14 protein-coding genes and 1 tRNA gene are annotated in these 14,033 nt (G+C 63.6%); 6 read left to right on the forward strand and 9 right to left on the reverse strand.

Annotation, left to right across the window (positions count from 1 at the left end; genetic code table 11):
• Nucleotides 1-39 precede the first annotated feature (39 nt).
• The 7 genes from THIMADRAFT_RS27170 to THIMADRAFT_RS18230 form a co-directional block, all read right to left on the reverse strand.
• Nucleotides 40-207 carry a hypothetical protein gene (locus THIMADRAFT_RS27170; protein WP_007194559.1) on the reverse strand — a complete coding sequence of 56 codons (168 nt, stop codon included), beginning with the start codon at nucleotides 205-207 and terminating at the stop codon, nucleotides 40-42.
• A 314-nt stretch (nucleotides 208-521) separates the two neighbouring features.
• Entirely contained in the window at nucleotides 522-776 is a 255-nt protein-coding gene (moaD, locus tag THIMADRAFT_RS18205) for a molybdopterin converting factor subunit 1 (protein ID WP_007194560.1), read from the reverse strand.
• Between the two features lie 34 nt (nucleotides 777-810).
• Nucleotides 811-2,061 (reverse strand): molybdopterin molybdotransferase MoeA, encoded by a 1,251-nt coding sequence (locus THIMADRAFT_RS18210; RefSeq protein WP_007194561.1) that lies wholly within the window; start codon nucleotides 2,059-2,061, stop codon nucleotides 811-813.
• Between the two features lie 2 nt (nucleotides 2,062-2,063).
• Entirely contained in the window at nucleotides 2,064-2,594 is a 531-nt protein-coding gene (gene moaB / locus THIMADRAFT_RS18215; RefSeq protein ID WP_007194562.1) for a molybdenum cofactor biosynthesis protein B, read from the reverse strand.
• Between the two features lie 59 nt (nucleotides 2,595-2,653).
• A complete protein-coding gene (gene nifN, locus THIMADRAFT_RS18220; RefSeq protein ID WP_007194563.1) occupies nucleotides 2,654-4,021 on the reverse strand; it encodes a nitrogenase iron-molybdenum cofactor biosynthesis protein NifN in 1,368 nt (455 codons plus the stop codon).
• On the reverse strand, nucleotides 4,009-5,361 hold the full coding sequence (gene nifE / locus THIMADRAFT_RS18225) for a nitrogenase iron-molybdenum cofactor biosynthesis protein NifE (RefSeq protein WP_007194564.1): 1,353 nt from the start codon (nucleotides 5,359-5,361) through the stop codon (nucleotides 4,009-4,011). The genes nifN and nifE overlap by 13 nt, the downstream gene beginning before the upstream one ends.
• 319 nt (nucleotides 5,362-5,680) lie before the next feature.
• A complete protein-coding gene (locus THIMADRAFT_RS18230; protein ID WP_007194565.1) occupies nucleotides 5,681-6,322 on the reverse strand; it encodes a CBS domain-containing protein in 642 nt (213 codons plus the stop codon).
• A gap of 170 nt (nucleotides 6,323-6,492) precedes the next feature.
• On the opposite strand from THIMADRAFT_RS18230, the gene THIMADRAFT_RS28030 reads away from it, so the two are divergent.
• Genes THIMADRAFT_RS28030 through THIMADRAFT_RS18245 form a run of 3 tightly spaced genes read left to right on the forward strand, consistent with a single transcriptional unit; the run spans nucleotide 6,493 to nucleotide 8,435 of the window.
• Entirely contained in the window at nucleotides 6,493-7,302 is an 810-nt protein-coding gene (locus THIMADRAFT_RS28030) for an HPP family protein (RefSeq protein WP_007194566.1), read from the forward strand.
• Nucleotides 7,299-8,015 (forward strand): c-type cytochrome, encoded by a 717-nt coding sequence (locus THIMADRAFT_RS18240; RefSeq protein WP_007194567.1) that lies wholly within the window; start codon nucleotides 7,299-7,301, stop codon nucleotides 8,013-8,015. Before THIMADRAFT_RS28030 ends, THIMADRAFT_RS18240 begins: the two co-directional genes overlap by 4 nt.
• A 42-nt stretch (nucleotides 8,016-8,057) precedes the next feature.
• Nucleotides 8,058-8,435: a nitrous oxide-stimulated promoter family protein gene (locus tag THIMADRAFT_RS18245; protein WP_007194568.1), complete on the forward strand. Its 378-nt coding sequence runs from the start codon at nucleotides 8,058-8,060 to the stop codon at nucleotides 8,433-8,435.
• 6 nt (nucleotides 8,436-8,441) lie between these two features.
• Here the strand turns inward: THIMADRAFT_RS18245 and THIMADRAFT_RS18250 are convergent, their stop codons facing one another.
• Nucleotides 8,442-9,623: an NnrS family protein gene (locus THIMADRAFT_RS18250; protein ID WP_007194569.1), complete on the reverse strand. Its 1,182-nt coding sequence runs from the start codon at nucleotides 9,621-9,623 to the stop codon at nucleotides 8,442-8,444.
• Nucleotides 9,624-9,824: 201 nt separating this feature from the next.
• Here THIMADRAFT_RS18250 and uvrC point away from each other — a divergent pair, with 201 nt between their 5' ends.
• The 3 genes from uvrC to THIMADRAFT_RS18265 all read left to right on the forward strand — a co-directional run bounded on the left by uvrC (nucleotide 9,825) and on the right by THIMADRAFT_RS18265 (nucleotide 12,537).
• The gene (uvrC, locus tag THIMADRAFT_RS18255; protein WP_139052907.1) at nucleotides 9,825-11,693 is read left to right on the forward strand and encodes an excinuclease ABC subunit UvrC; all 1,869 of its coding nucleotides are present in this window, start codon (nucleotides 9,825-9,827) and stop codon (nucleotides 11,691-11,693) included.
• A 3-nt stretch (nucleotides 11,694-11,696) separates the two neighbouring features.
• The gene (gene pgsA / locus THIMADRAFT_RS18260; RefSeq protein ID WP_007194571.1) at nucleotides 11,697-12,272 is read left to right on the forward strand and encodes a CDP-diacylglycerol--glycerol-3-phosphate 3-phosphatidyltransferase; all 576 of its coding nucleotides are present in this window, start codon (nucleotides 11,697-11,699) and stop codon (nucleotides 12,270-12,272) included.
• A 190-nt stretch (nucleotides 12,273-12,462) separates the two neighbouring features.
• Nucleotides 12,463-12,537: transfer RNA gene (locus THIMADRAFT_RS18265), tRNA-Gly, on the forward strand.
• Between the two features lie 207 nt (nucleotides 12,538-12,744).
• On the opposite strand, the gene arsB is transcribed toward THIMADRAFT_RS18265, so the two are convergent.
• Nucleotides 12,745-13,899, reverse strand: a complete 1,155-nt coding sequence (gene arsB, locus THIMADRAFT_RS18275; protein ID WP_007194572.1) for an ACR3 family arsenite efflux transporter — start codon at nucleotides 13,897-13,899, stop codon at nucleotides 12,745-12,747.
• Nucleotides 13,900-14,033: the final 134 nt, after the last annotated feature.

A 14,033-nucleotide genomic window follows, 5' to 3' on the forward strand; every position in this document is an offset into this window, starting at 1 on the left:
GCCTCATTTGCCCGCCACAATTTCAAATCGGCTGTTTGGCTACAGAATGACGTCGGCGGTAACAATGGCCACTGCATCGTCGCTGCCGACGGGATCAATACGTGCTTGTCTCCGGATGTACGTCGCGGGCGACGCCATTCCGAGCATACATCCATAGAAAAATGACCACCCCGTCATCGCACCGAACAACTGATACGTATAGGTCATGATACTGCTCCTATTGGGCGACGTGCTCGCCATGACGTCCTTTCGTCGCTCGCTCGCGGTCGCAATCGGCAGGTCAAGCATCGGGAGCTGTCCCGCTCGACGGGACGATCGACTCCGGCTTCGCTGTTCCTGTCTCTGTGTCTAGAGCGTATGCCAGCGACAGAAACATAAACGCGACCCGGGTCTCGTTCTCGATCGGGATTTGCCGAGGTCCGTCCCTGGACCCGTCGATCGGGGTCGCCGTGACCTCGCAGGGGTCTTTGGCACGCTGCGCTTTGCCCGACCTACGGGGCCATGTTGAGGGTCCGCGTGCGCTATCCGCCGGTGACCGGCGGGAAGATTGCGATCTCGTCGCCGTCTTTGATGCGTGTGTCCGGCCGGGCGATCTCTTGATTGACGGCGGTTAGGACGGTTTCTCCCTCGCCCAATGTCCTCGACCAAGGCTCGCCACGCGCGCGCAGGTGTGTCAGGAGGTCGGCGATCGAGTCGATGTCTTGCGAGACATCCAGCTGCTCCCGCGCCACGCCAAGGCTCTCTCTGAGCCGAGCGAAATACAAGATATCGATCATAGTGTCGTCCGATGCATGCCTCGCCGAAAGCCGTTCAACCGAAGAGGGCCTGGAACGGGATAAAGTCCACGAGGTCGCCTTTGCGGATGATCCGATTCTCGGGGATCTCCACCAGACCGTCCGCCCAGGCGACGGAGGAGAGCACGGCGGAGGAGCGACTGGGAAAAACCGCGAGCTCCTGCGCGCCGTCTTCGCCGGTTTGAACCCGTGCCCGATGAAATTCCCGACGCTTGTCGGGGCGCGGCCAGTCGAAACCCGCGGGAATCCGAAGCGTCACCGGGCGTTGATCCCCGACCACACCCTGCTGCCGCCTGATCACCGGGATGCAGAAGAGACAAAAGGTCACGAACAGCGAGACCGGATTACCCGGGTTGCCGATGAAGGGCGTCGTGCCGATATGCCCGAAGGCAAGCGGCTTGCCGGGGCGGATCGCGACGCTCCACAACTCCAATGTACCGACTCGATCGAGTGCGGCCTTGATGTGGTCCTCTTCGCCGACCGAGACGCCGCCGCTTCCGACGATCAGGTCGGCCTGCGCCGCACCGCGCATCAACGCCTGCTCGGTGGCTGCCTGAGTGTCCTCCACGATGCCCAGATCCACCAACTCGCAGCCGAGTCTCTTTACCAGTGCGGAGAGCATAAAAAGGTTGGAGTTGTAGATCTGCCCGGGGCCGAGGGCCTTGCCCGGCATGACCAGCTCGTCGCCGCTCGAGAAGACGGCGACGCGCAGACGCCGATAGACACGGATCCGCGCAGCACCGATCGATGCCGCGAGTCCAAGATGCTGCGGCGCGAGACGGGTGCCGGCGGCGATGACCTCGGCGCCGGCTCGAATGTCCTCGCCGAGACGGCGGATATTCGCGCCGCTCTTGCAGTCGAGCGGGACTTGGACCCAGTCCTCTGCGGTCTCGCAGATCTCCTGGACGACCACGGTGTCGCAGCCTTCCGGGACCGGTGCACCTGTAAAGATGCGCGCCGCGGTACCGGGTTGGAGTGCGCTCGCGGCGGCGCCGGCGGGGATTCGCTGAGCCACGCGAAGGCGCCCGCCGTTGGGCGCAAGGTCCGCATGACGGATCGCATAGCCGTCCATCGCGCTGTTGTCCCAGGCGGGGACGTCGATCGTACTCTTCACAGGCTCGGACAGAACCCGTCCAAGTCCTTCGGCGATGGAGACGGTCTCGGTCTCGCCGAGGGGTGCGACGCGCGCGAGCAGACGGTCGAGGACCTGCTCTTTGGTCAATGCTGCACGCCCGGGCGTGTCGCTCCCGCAAGGATCCATGCTCATCCTCAACGCTCCAGCAAACGCGGAATCAGCTGCGCGAAATTGCATGGCCGCGTGCGGCTGTCCAGTTGCGCCAGCAGGATACGATCCCAGGCGGTGCGGCAGGCCCCGCTGGAGCCCGGCAGGCAGAAGATGAAGGTCCCGTTGGCGAGTCCCGCGAGCGCGCGCGACTGCAAGGTGGAGGTGCCGATCTCCTCGAGCGAGAAGCTCCGGAACAACTCCCCGAAGCCCTCGAGCGGCTTATCGAGCAACGGCGCAACGGCCTCCGGCGTGCTGTCCCGGCCGGTAACGCCCGTGCCTCCGGTGCTCAGGACGACCTGGATCTCGGGGTCGGCGATCCATTCGGAAAAGGCCGCACGCATCCGGTAGATGTCGTCCGGAACGATTCGTTTAGCCATGATCCGGTGTCCTGCCGCCTCGGCGCGCTGAACCAAAAGTCGCCCGGAGGTATCGTTGTCCTCGGTACGACTGTCCGAAACGGTCAGGACGGCGATCCCCAGGGGCAGAAAATCTTGGTCTTCGAAGTGCTCCGGCATGGTGTTGTCCTGTGCTGCGGCGGGCTGCGGTTGGCGCTGAGCGTCCAGTCTCGTTCATTCTATGCGTGGTTAGGCAGCGGTCGCGAATCCAGGTTCGAATCAGCGATACGTTGCAACCTGATCTGCTCGCGCTCGCGGTGAACCTGCTCTTGCCTCATTCTCTCGGCGGCATTGGCGATCTCGAAGAGAAAATAGGCGCCGCCCTCGTAAAGCACGTCGTTCTTCAAGGCGTTTCCGATCTCTTCGTAATTCGGAAAGCCTCTCATGACAGCCGTTTTCCCCAGGCGATGCGCCAAGGCCTCGGTGTGAAAGTTGCCGATGATCATATCGTAGGCATCGCTCATGTTCTCGGCATCCTCGAGATCCCCGACGATCACCTGGTCCGCTTCGATGTCGGCGAGGATCGGTGAATCGACAGTGGCGACAGCCAAGGTAACCTTGCCCCCGACCTCGCGCAGGCAAGCGGCCATGGCCGCGAGATGATCGGGTTCCGCGACCAGCAGGAAACGGGTCTGCCCGATGGAAAAATGGCTGTCGAGCATGGCGTCCTGAAGCCGCTTGCGCCAGCGCTCCACCGCCGCCGGAAGCGCATCCCTGCCGCTCACCTCGAGCAGCCAGGCCACCAGCGCGTCGGTTCCGATCAGACCGCTCACGTGATTGAAGTGCCGGTGCCGTATTGCCGGATTCTTGGTCTGTAAGGTCGCGCCGACGCCCTTGACGGAGGCTCCGAGCGTGACGATGAAGGCCGCATCCGCAAGCTGTTCGAGCTCGGTGACCGTCACCCCGCCGCTGCTCAAGGACGCCTGCTTTTCACCCAGATGATTGTCCAACGAGGAGGACAGATCGGGCACGGCAACGACCTTGAAGCCGAATGCCTCGATGAGCTCCCGGATCTTTTCCACCTCGATGGGCTGCATGCTGACATGGGGGACCAAGACCATCTTTTGCGCATCGATCCGGTCGCAGCGTGCGGTGAGCTGATCGATCAAGGCCTGGCCCGTCAGGGTCCAGCCGCTTTCCAGGCCGCCCTTGAAATCAGCGGTACCGACATAGACCACAGGCACGTCGATCTTCCCGGCGACGCCGCGGATGTCGTCGCCCTTGGTCTCCGTCAGTCCGGTGGTATGCACCCCGATCAGTTCAGGGGTGACTTTCTCGCGGATAGTCTTGATCGACTCGAGGATGCTGTAATCACCGCCATCCAGCACGGCCGTGACATCGGTCACCGCGGTCGTCTGCAGGGCGATGGGTTCGCAGAAATGACGGGTGAACATCACCTTGGTGAAACTGGCGCAGCCCTGAGCACCATGCATCAAGGGCATGCAGCGGTCGACGCCCAGGAACGCCAGGGTCGCCCCCATCGGCTGCGAGAGTTTATGGGGGTTTACCTGCAGGGGCTTGCCCGACTTGCGTCTTACTTCTGCCATGGTGCCTTCCTATCGACCAGCTCGAAGACCGGATTCTGCAACGAGTTCTTGAGATCCTCGGCGAGGACCAGAAGCCCATCGTAACCGCCGTAGCTTTTCTTCTTTTCCTGATTGACGTCGGTAAAGGCGATCCGCTTCTTGATTGCGGTATAGAGTGAACGGCCACCGGCCAGCAGCAGATGGGCGCCTGTCTCATCGATCACCTTCGCCTGCTGGCTCGCCGGCTCGGTCATCAGAACGGCGTTCTCTCCGAGGTATTTCCGCGCCTTGGCCTTATCCTCCTCCGTCGACTTGCGAACCGATGTCGCCACCACCTCGATCCCCAGATCCTGAAGCGCCGAGGCGATGGACCAGGACTTGTTGCCGCCGGTATTGAGAACCGCCTTCTTACCCGAGAAGATCTCTCGGTAAGGGATCAGCTTCTCTTCCAGCCGAGCCTCTTCGCGGGCGACCAGCCTGCGGGTACGCTCGATCAGATCGGCGTCGTCTAGGGCTTCGGCAATGGCCAAGATGCTGTTCGAGGTATCGGTCATCCCGTAAAACGAACAGGAGATCCAAGGGATGCCGTAGCGCTCCTGCATCTTGCGGGTCATGGACACCAGGGATTTGGCGCAGACGATCACATTGAGCTTGGCCCGGTGGGCGGTGCGGATCTCGCTGATGCGGCCATCGCCGCTGAAGGTCGAGAGCACGCGGATGCCGAGCTCTTCGAGCAGATGTCGGTAGCGCCAGAGCTCACCGGTGTTGTTGTGCTCCCCGATCAGGTTGATATCGAAGGGGGTCGACTCCTCCGGCTCCTTGGTCCCGATCAGATGCCGCAGCACGGCTTCACCGGCGATGCGGCTCCCGAGGTTCTTGGCGCCGACGAAACCGGGGGCATGCACCGGCACGCAGGGGATGCCGTGTCTCTCGGTTCCCTGCTTGCAGGCGGCGTCGAGATCATCCCCGGTCAGGGCGGTGACACAGGTCGAATAGACGAACACGGCCTCTGGCGCATACTGCGCGATGATATGGTCGATGGCTGCGGCCAGCTTCTTTTCACCGCCGAAGACGACATCGTTGGTATTGATATCGGTGGCGAAACCGGTCTGGGTCAGGTCGCGCCCGGACCAGCTGGTCGGTGTCAGGCGCGTTTCCCAGGCACCCCCGACGCAGGACATGGGGCCATGGACCAGATGGGCGGCATCGGCAAAGGGAAACAGTGCTATCTGAGCACCGTCAAGGGCACAGCCGCCGGTGGTCGCTCCGGGTTTGGGGGCATTGCACGACCCCTTTTTGTCTGTGCTGTGTTCGCATGCGCTCTCGACGAGCAATTCTTTGATCTTCGGTTTGGACGACACGAGGCGTTTCTTTCCGTTCTAAACCGCGCCCGGCGCGGTAGGTGATGTTTTCGGATGGGATTGGATGGGATCAGCCTCGGCAGACTTGACGACCGGCAGAACCGGTGCGGTTTAACATATTAAAAAATATATTTTTTGAACCGCGTCTTCGCCGAGTTTTGGATGCAGCGAACGTCGAACCGACAGGGATCGGAACACCGAGGCTTCAGTGCAGCGCATCAGGGGCGGATCACGGTGCCAGTATCGAACCGTTTCCGACTTTAATACCCTGAGATTTCGCAATAAAACGCGCACCTGTGTGCGTTTTTCAGAGCGTCCCTCATCCGAGCGACTGCGCATCGAGCTGGCAGGCAGCGAGAAAATCCTTGCGCATCAGGAGCCCGACGAGACGACCGCCGTCGTCGACAACCGGCGTGCTGCGTCCGCCGTGGTCCTTGAAGGCGGCCATGATCTGCGCGAAACCGGCGTGCTCGGTCACGGTCACCGCCGGGGACGTCATCATGGCGCTTGTCGCCGTCTCGTGACAGCAGTCGGCGAGCCGGTCGCAGTGTTCGAGCAAGCGCGGCAGCAGCTCCAGGAAGCTCTCCGCCCCGAGCCGCTCGAGAATATCCGTCTCGGTCAAGATGCCGGTGACCCGTCCGCCGCCCATGACGACCGGCAGCGCCTTGACGCCTTGACGCACGAAAAGTTCGGCCGCTCGGTAGAGTGGAGTCGACGGATGCAGGGGTTGGATCGGCGCGCGCATGAGGTTTCTCGCACACATGCGGCTGTTCATGCGCTCGACGGCATGGGCATGGGCGAGGTGATAGACGGTTCTGAAGTCCGTCGTCGTGATGTCGATATAGCCGGGGATCTCCCGCATCGCGTCGATGATGTCGGCGTCGGAAAGCTCGAGCCCCGAGACCTCGTCGATGTTGGCGTGGTCTGGTTGCTCGAAGAGATGAAGATGGCTCTGTGTCATCGGATGACTCCCGAATGATCGGCTTCATCGCCGCTGTCGTGACGGATTAGGCTCGGATCATGCGCAAACAACCTTGAGGCAGGTCAATCCGGGGTCCATCCCGACCACCTACCCGAGTCGGAGAGGCGCCGCTGCGCAAACAACAGGTCCCGAACAAGGCTCCGACCTTGGTGGAGGACCTGCTCGGGCGTCGGACCGAAGGGCTGCTCCAGGCTGATTCGGGCGACTCGTCCGAGATTCACGCCGCGACCGTCGTCGAGCAGGCTCAGGTGCCGCGCGAGACCTTGATGTGGGTCAAGGCCCTCGTCGCGCCTCGAGATTCAAATCCGAGTTATCGGGCTCCCGCGGTTGTGGACCGGGTCGGTGGTGCCCCCGAGTCGCCCTGCAGTCGTATCGAGAAACCGCGTACGCAAGCCAACCGGAGGCATGCTTTGAGCTTGAAGGCCTACGTCCGAAAGATGCGCGGGACGACTCGCGGAAGTCCGCCGAGGGTCAGCAACCAGGAGGTCTTCTGGTCTTGGATCGGCGCCTTCATCGGGATCGGCTCGGTGGGGTGGGCCAATCAGGCGTTCTTCTCGGGCCCCGATCTGACCCTGACCATCGGCTCGCTCGGTGCTTCTGCGGTTCTGCTCTACGGTGCGGTGCGCAGTCCGTTGGCCCAGCCCCGCAATCTGATCGGCGGACACGTCATCTCGGCACTGGTCGGCGTGACCTGCTGGAAACTGCTGTCCGCGGATCCCTGGCTTGCTCAGGCCGGTGCGGTAGCCACAGCGATCGCGTTGATGCATCTGAGCAAGACCCTGCATCCGCCGGGCGGCGCTACCGCCTTGATTGCGGTGATCGGCTCGGATGAGATTCATGCGATGGGATACTACTACGTGCTGGTTCCGGCGACGCTCGGGCCGCTGATCCTTTTGGCGGTGGCGCTGCTCGTGAACAACATCCCCGCAACACGACGCTATCCGGAGAACTGGATATGACGAGCCAGGCGTTGCGTCTTGTCGCAGGTTTAGGCCTCGGTCTCGTGTCCATGGTCGGCGCACCGCCGGCCTCCGCCGACGCAGCCGAGGATCGGTTCGCCGATGCGGACCTCGAGAACGCGCTCGACATCAACGAGGTTTGTGCCGGCTGCCACGGCGAGCATGGCCAGGGCGGCAAAGACGGCGAGTATCCCCGGTTGGCGGGTCTCCCGGCCGCCTTTATCGCACGACAGCTCGAGCTGTTTCGCGAGCGCGAGCGCGAGAACCTCGCCATGGTCGAGCACACGGACAAGCGGCAGATGCCGGACGCCGACATCCGCGACATCTCGGCCTTTCTCGCGGCGATCGAGCTGCCGAGTCGGCTCCCGCCGGTCGACGAGACGGCGGCGGATTTCAACGCCTACGAGCGGCTGATGGCCACCAAACGAATCGTCCAGATCCCTCGCGCCGAGGGTGATCCGGTTTCCGGCGAGCGCCTCTACGACAAGGAGTGTGCCTCCTGCCACGGGCGCGACGGGCAGGGCCGCGATCGCGATGCCGTACCCATGCTGGCTGGTCAGTACACCGCTTATCTGGAGCGGCAGGTCGAGAAATACATCGACAAGAGACGTGTGCACGACCCATTCGACCCGGACGCCGAGGAGTTGCTCGCCGCCTTTACCGCCGAGGAGTTGCGCGACATCTTCGCCTACGTGTCGATCCTCGACGACTGACTCTCGACGACCTGCTCCCGATCCGAATCCGAGGACACCCCGATGACGTTCGGCCGACGTATCACCCGCGAGAAGAAGACCATCACCGCGATGATGGCCATCTACTGCCGGGACCATCACCCCGGGCACACGGGACTCTGCGCCGAGTGCATGTCCTTGCTCGACTATTCGCATCGCCGTCTCGACACCTGTCCTTTCCAGGACGAAAAGCCGGCCTGCAACCTCTGCGAGGTGCACTGCTACAGCGCCGTGATGCGCGAGCGGGTGCGCGATGTCATGCGCTACGCCGGCCCGCGCATGCTTTGGCCTCATCCGATCCTGAGTCTAGGGCATATCCTCGACAAACTCCGTCCTGCGCCGACGTTGAAGAAGACGCGTGCGCAGAACGACAACGCAGGGTCGGACACATCGTCCGAGTGATGCGCGTCAGCCGGGTCGCCCGTCCGGTCGGGGCGTGACCAGCATGGGTGCATGAACCCAGAGAAAGAGTCCGAAGGCGAGGATCCAGCAGAGCCCCGCGCTCATCAGCCAGGCGTGGTAACCGGCCGGGTAGATGAGCGGTGCGAGACCGCGCAGGCCCGCGGCAAGGTTGACGAGGACGAAGGCGACGATGGTCAGGCGAGCGGCCTGCATTGCTCGACCCGTGTGGCCGACGGCGACACGAGCCATCATCCCGAGCGTCACCACGCCGATCGCCCCGATGGTCAGCGTATGCAATGCACCGCGAGCGGGCAGGGTGGTGAAGGCAGGCAGACCGTCGAGGATCAGGCCAAGCGCGAGCCAGAGCAGGCCGACATAGAGGATGGTCAACATGGGTGTTGTCCAGACACGTCGATCGTGCCAGCCGGCGATCCGCACCGACAGCACCAGGCCCAAAGCGATTGCGAAACCGCCCGCCTGAGCCCCGTAGGGCGCGATGAGGTCCGCGCACAGGAGTGCCGCGGCGAGGAGGAAGGTCAGGCGCTCGACCAACCTGAAGCTCTTGGGCTTGGCGCCGGCGATTCCGCGCTCGATGAAGAAGGGCATCACCCGGCCCGAGACCAGCAGCATCGTCAGGATAACCAGGTCCAACATCAGACGATGCCCCCGCGCCGCCCCGCCGGGGAGGACGCCGAGCACATCGAGATGGACCAGTGCGCTCGCGAGTGTCATGCCGGCAAACAGCAGCAAAAAGACGCGGTTCACCGGATTGGGACCGAACCAGAGCGGCCGTCGCAGTGCGAAGGCCAGCACCGGGAAGAAGGCAAGATCCGTCAACGCGACCGCCAAGGGCGGCAGCCCGAGCCAGGGCATCAGACGCCCGGCCAGCCAGAGCGCGACCAACCCCGCGAGTGCCGGGCCGGTCGGCGTGTCCATGCCGCTCCAGTTGCGCACGGCGGTCAGGAGAAAACCGGCGATCACGGCCGCCAGATAACCGAAGAGCATCTCGTGGGCGTGCCAGGCCGGTCCGGCCAAATAGCCGGGCTGCGGGACATGGCCTGTCAGCATCGCGAGCCAGACCAGGACAGACACGACGGCAGCGATTCCCGCGGCCAGGAAGAACGGCCGGAAGCCGAGTGCGAGGACGCTGATCGATCTCTTGGTCTTGGTCAGCGAGTCGACACGCATCGGGTTGGTTGTCCTTATCGGTGGTCGGCGCAACCCGGAGCGAGCGCGCGAGTGGGACGGCGTCCGGTCGTGGCGCGCTGTCGCGACCCTTCACCCTAGCGATGGCCTAGCGGTGCGTCCTTGATGCGGGTCAAGATGAAGCTCGTGTTGTCTCGAGGTTTGGTCTGGATCGGCATCGCTCGATTGCGCTCTAATCCGCACATGAACGACATCACTGCAGATTCAGCTGCCGAGGGCGCTCGGCCCGTACTCGACGTGCCCGCGCGCGCCCTCCTCGAACGCATCCCCCAAAGCCCGGGTGTCTACAGGATGCTGGATGCCGACGGCACCGTGCTCTATGTCGGTAAGGCGAAGAACCTCAAACGTCGCGTGTCGAGCTATTTCAGCCGAGCCCTGACGCGCCGCCTTCAGGTCATGGTGAGCCAGATCGCCGACATCGAGGTCACGGTGACCCGCACCGAGGGCGAGGCGTTGCTGCTCGAGAGCAACCTCATCAAGTCACTGCGTCCGCGCTTCAACGTCCTGCTGCGCGACGACAAGAGTTATCCCTTCATCTATCTCAGCACGCAGGACGACTTCCCGAGACTCGCCTTCTATCGCGGGCCGCGTAAATCCAAAGGGCGCCTCTTCGGTCCTTATCCGAGCGCATGGGCGGTGCGCGAGACGCTTCAGCTGCTGCAGAAGCTGTTCCCGGTGCGCCAGTGCGAAGACAGCTTCTTCAACAACCGCTCGCGGCCTTGCCTGCAATATCAGATCAAGCGCTGCAGCGGCCCCTGTGTCGGACTGGTCAGTCGCGAGGAATACGCCGAGGATGTAGCCCACACCATCCAGTTCCTCGACGGGCGCGCCGAGGAGGCGATCGCCGATCTCGGACGCAGCATGGAGCAGGCCGCGGCCGCGCTCGAATTCGAGCGCGCCGCCGTCCTGCGCGACCAGATCGCGACCCTGAGCCGTATCCAGCAGCGCCAATACGTGAGCGGGGAGGGTGGCGACCTCGACATCATCGCCTGCGCCCAAGCGGGCGGGACGAGCTGCGTGCAGGTCTTCTTCATCCGCGCCGGTCGCAACCTCGGCAACAAGGCCTTCTTTCCGAAGACCCCCGACGAGACCGACGACGCGACCCTCTTGGCCGGGTTTCTGGCCCAGTTCTATGCCGACAAACAGATCCCGCCCGAGCTGGTGGTCAGCGTCGAGCCCGAGGAGCGCGAACTCCTGGAGACGGCGCTCTCGCAACGCGCCGAGCGGCGGGTGCACATCAAGTGGCGGGTGCGCGCCGAGCGCGCCCGCTGGCTCGAGATGGCCCGCGGCAATGCCGAGGTCGCGCTCAAATCCAGGCTCGGCAGCCAGGCCGGTTACGGGCGCCGCATCGAGGCGCTGCGCGATGCGCTCGATCTCCCCGAGCGACCCCAGCGCATGGAGTGCTTCGACATCAGTCACACCCAAGGCGAGCGCACCGTCGCCTCCTGCGTGGTCTTCGACGGCGAGGGGCCGCGCAAGTCGGACTACCGCCGCTTCAACATCGAGGGCATTACCCCCGGCGACGACTACGCGGCGCTCCATCAGGCCCTGACACGGCGCTACACCCGGGTCAAGCAGGGCGAGTACCCGATCCCGGATATCCTCTTCATCGACGGCGGACGCGGCCAGATCCGCTCGGTCGGCGATGCGCTCCAAGAGCTCGGTATCGCCGGCGTGCAGGTCGTGGGTATTTCGAAGGGGCCTGATCGTCGCCCCGGAACCGAGCTGCTTTGGTTGTTGGACGTCGAGTCGCCGCTTATACTGCCGAGCGATTCCCCCGCCATGCATCTGGTTGAGCAGATCCGCGACGAGGCCCATCGATTCGCCATCACCGGTCATCGCCAGCGCCGTGCCAAGGCACGCACGACCTCTACGCTGGAAGGGCTCGCCGGGATCGGGCCACGTCGCCGCCAGCGCCTTCTGAAGCAGTTCGGCGGCATCCGCGGTCTGGCCCGCGCAGGGGTCGAGGACATTGCCTGCGTCGACGGCATCGGCCGACAATTGGCACAACAGATCTACGATGCCTTTCACGAGGAAGCCGCGGGGCCCTGACGTATGTGGAATATCCCCAACCTTCTGACGATGCTCCGGATTGTCTTGATCCCGGTGTTTGTCGTCGTCTTCTACATCGAGGCACACTGGGCACCCTATGTCGCTGCCGCGATCTTCGGCGCCGCTGCCTTGACGGACTGGCTGGACGGCTATCTCGCGCGCCTCTGGGAGCAGACCTCGCCGCTCGGCGCCTTCCTCGATCCGGTCGCCGACAAGCTGATGGTCGCGGTTGCGCTCGTGCTGTTGGTCCAATACGACCCGCGCACGCTCCTGGCGCTCCCGGCGATCGTGATCATCGGACGGGAGATCACGGTCTCCGCCCTGCGCGAGTGGATGGCCGAGATCGGTGCGCGCGCCAAGGTCGCCGTCTCGATGACCGGCAAGATCAAGACCACGGCACAGATGATCTCGATCGTGCTCCTGATCCTGCGCGAGACTGTCTTCGGACCCTGGGTCTACGAGCTGGGCGTCGTTCTCCTCTACGTCGCGGCCGTCCTCACCCTCTGGTCGATGATGCTCTATCTGCGCGCGGCCTGGCCGAGCCTGTCCGGTCAGATCGATCGCACAGGGCGTGATTGAGTCCGGGCTCGGGACTTAAACCGCGTCCGGAGCCTGATACACAGGGTAAGCTCGACGTTTGACGCATCCACGGCCCTTGGCGGGAATGCGGTTTAGACCCGGCATGACCGGCCCGTGTCGAGGCGATGAAAGATCGATGCAATCGGGGGTTGACAGCATCGAGAAAGGCATTAAAATGCACGGCTCCAAAGCGGGAATAGCTCAGTGGTAGAGCACAACCTTGCCAAGGTTGGGGTCGCGAGTTCGAATCTCGTTTCCCGCTCCAAATCAAGCAAGAACCCAAAAGCCGGCCTCGTGCCGGCTTTTGTTTGTCCATTCCCGAAGGGCGCGTGCATTCCTTGCGCGACCTGGAACCATTCGACGTCGACGTCGACGTCGACTTCGACTCGACGCTCAACGAAAGGCGCTGTTTGCCTGCCGGCGGCCTTATCTTGGTGTGCGTCGGTCTTGCTCGACCGCGCCTCGCCCGACTCTAGTTCCCGCCGCCGGACGAGCCGGCGCGCGCGGGAGCGGGTGCGATCGGCGGGCAGCACTCTTCGTAGGTCGGAATCCCGGGGCGCGACTCGTACCAGCCTTGGGTGCGCATGACCAGATTCACCACCAGCAGCATCACCGGCACCTCGATCAGCACACCCACGACGGTGGCCAGTGCCGCCCCCGAGTTGAACCCGAAGAGCGCGATGGCGGTAGCAACCGCCAGCTCGAAGAAGTTGCTCGCGCCGATGAGGGCGGAGGGACCGGCCACGCAATGCGGTGAGCGCACCGCCCGGTTGAGGAGATAGGCGAGTCCGGAGTTGAAGAAGACCTGGATCAGGATCGGCACCGCCAGCAGGGCGATGATGAGCGGCTGCGCGATGATCTGCTCGCCCTGGAAGCCGAACAGCAGGACCAGCGTGACCAGGAGCGCGATCAGGGAGAGCGGCTGCATGACCGCCAGGACCCGACGCAACGTCTCGCCGCTTGGATCCTGCATCAGAAGGACGGTTCGCCAGACGTTCGCGATGATCAGCGGCACGACGATATAGAGCAGCACCGACAGCAGCAGGGTATCCCAGGGCACCGTGATCGCGGCCAACCCGAGCAGGAGTCCGACGATCGGTGCAAAGGCGAAGACCATGATGACGTCGTTGAGCGCCACCTGGGTCAGCGTGAAGTGCGGCTCGCCGCGCGAGAGGTTGCTCCAGACGAAGACCATCGCCGTGCAGGGCGCGGCGGCCAGCAGGATCAGCCCGGCAATGTAGGAGTCGATCTGCTCGGCCGGCAGCCAGGGTCGAAACAGCACGCCGATGAAGAGCCAGGCCAGCAGGGCCATCGAGAAGGGCTTCACGGCCCAATTGATGAAGAGCGTAACCCCGACCCCGCGCCAGTGTTCGGTCACGCCCTTGAGTGCCTTCAGATCGATCTTCAGCAGCATCGGGATGATCATCAGCCAGATGAGCACCGCGACCGGCAGGTTGATCCGTGCGACCTCGATCGCCGCGACCGCGTGGAAGACTCCGGGCGCAAGGTGACCCAGTCCGATGCCGATCAGGATGCACAGGAAGACCCAGAGGGTCAAATAGCGTTCGAAAACCCCCATAGGTGCGCCGCCGGCATGTTTAGCCGTGGTTTCGCATTGGCTGCTCATGTTGCCCTCGCGGTTGGAATCGAGATGGGCGCGCCGGGCCCGAATCCGGATCGGCGCGCGTGCTGCCGAGGATCATATCCGGTCATTCGTATATATGGAAAACCGAATTTCTAGACGTATGATCCTGGGCATGC

Origin of the sequence: Thiocapsa marina 5811, assembly GCF_000223985.1 — a bacterium.
In the GTDB taxonomy this organism is placed as follows: Bacteria; Pseudomonadota; Gammaproteobacteria; order Chromatiales; family Chromatiaceae; genus Thiocapsa; species Thiocapsa marina.

Coding starts and splice junctions, on each gene's coding strand:
- THIMADRAFT_RS27170 (WP_007194559.1), bottom strand. CDS start 207: ATGACCTATACGTATCAGTTGTTCGGTGCGATGACGGGGTGGTCATTT.
- moaD (WP_007194560.1), bottom strand. CDS start 776: ATGATCGATATCTTGTATTTCGCTCGGCTCAGAGAGAGCCTTGGCGTG.
- THIMADRAFT_RS18210 (WP_007194561.1), bottom strand. CDS start 2,061: ATGAGCATGGATCCTTGCGGGAGCGACACGCCCGGGCGTGCAGCATTG.
- moaB (WP_007194562.1), bottom strand. CDS start 2,594: ATGCCGGAGCACTTCGAAGACCAAGATTTTCTGCCCCTGGGGATCGCC.
- nifN (WP_007194563.1), bottom strand. CDS start 4,021: ATGGCAGAAGTAAGACGCAAGTCGGGCAAGCCCCTGCAGGTAAACCCC.
- THIMADRAFT_RS18230 (WP_007194565.1), bottom strand. CDS start 6,322: ATGACACAGAGCCATCTTCATCTCTTCGAGCAACCAGACCACGCCAAC.
- THIMADRAFT_RS18240 (WP_007194567.1), top strand. CDS start 7,299: ATGACGAGCCAGGCGTTGCGTCTTGTCGCAGGTTTAGGCCTCGGTCTC.
- THIMADRAFT_RS18245 (WP_007194568.1), top strand. CDS start 8,058: ATGACGTTCGGCCGACGTATCACCCGCGAGAAGAAGACCATCACCGCG.
- THIMADRAFT_RS18250 (WP_007194569.1), bottom strand. CDS start 9,623: ATGCGTGTCGACTCGCTGACCAAGACCAAGAGATCGATCAGCGTCCTC.
- uvrC (WP_139052907.1), top strand. CDS start 9,825: ATGAACGACATCACTGCAGATTCAGCTGCCGAGGGCGCTCGGCCCGTA.
- pgsA (WP_007194571.1), top strand. CDS start 11,697: ATGTGGAATATCCCCAACCTTCTGACGATGCTCCGGATTGTCTTGATC.
- arsB (WP_007194572.1), bottom strand. CDS start 13,899: ATGAGCAGCCAATGCGAAACCACGGCTAAACATGCCGGCGGCGCACCT.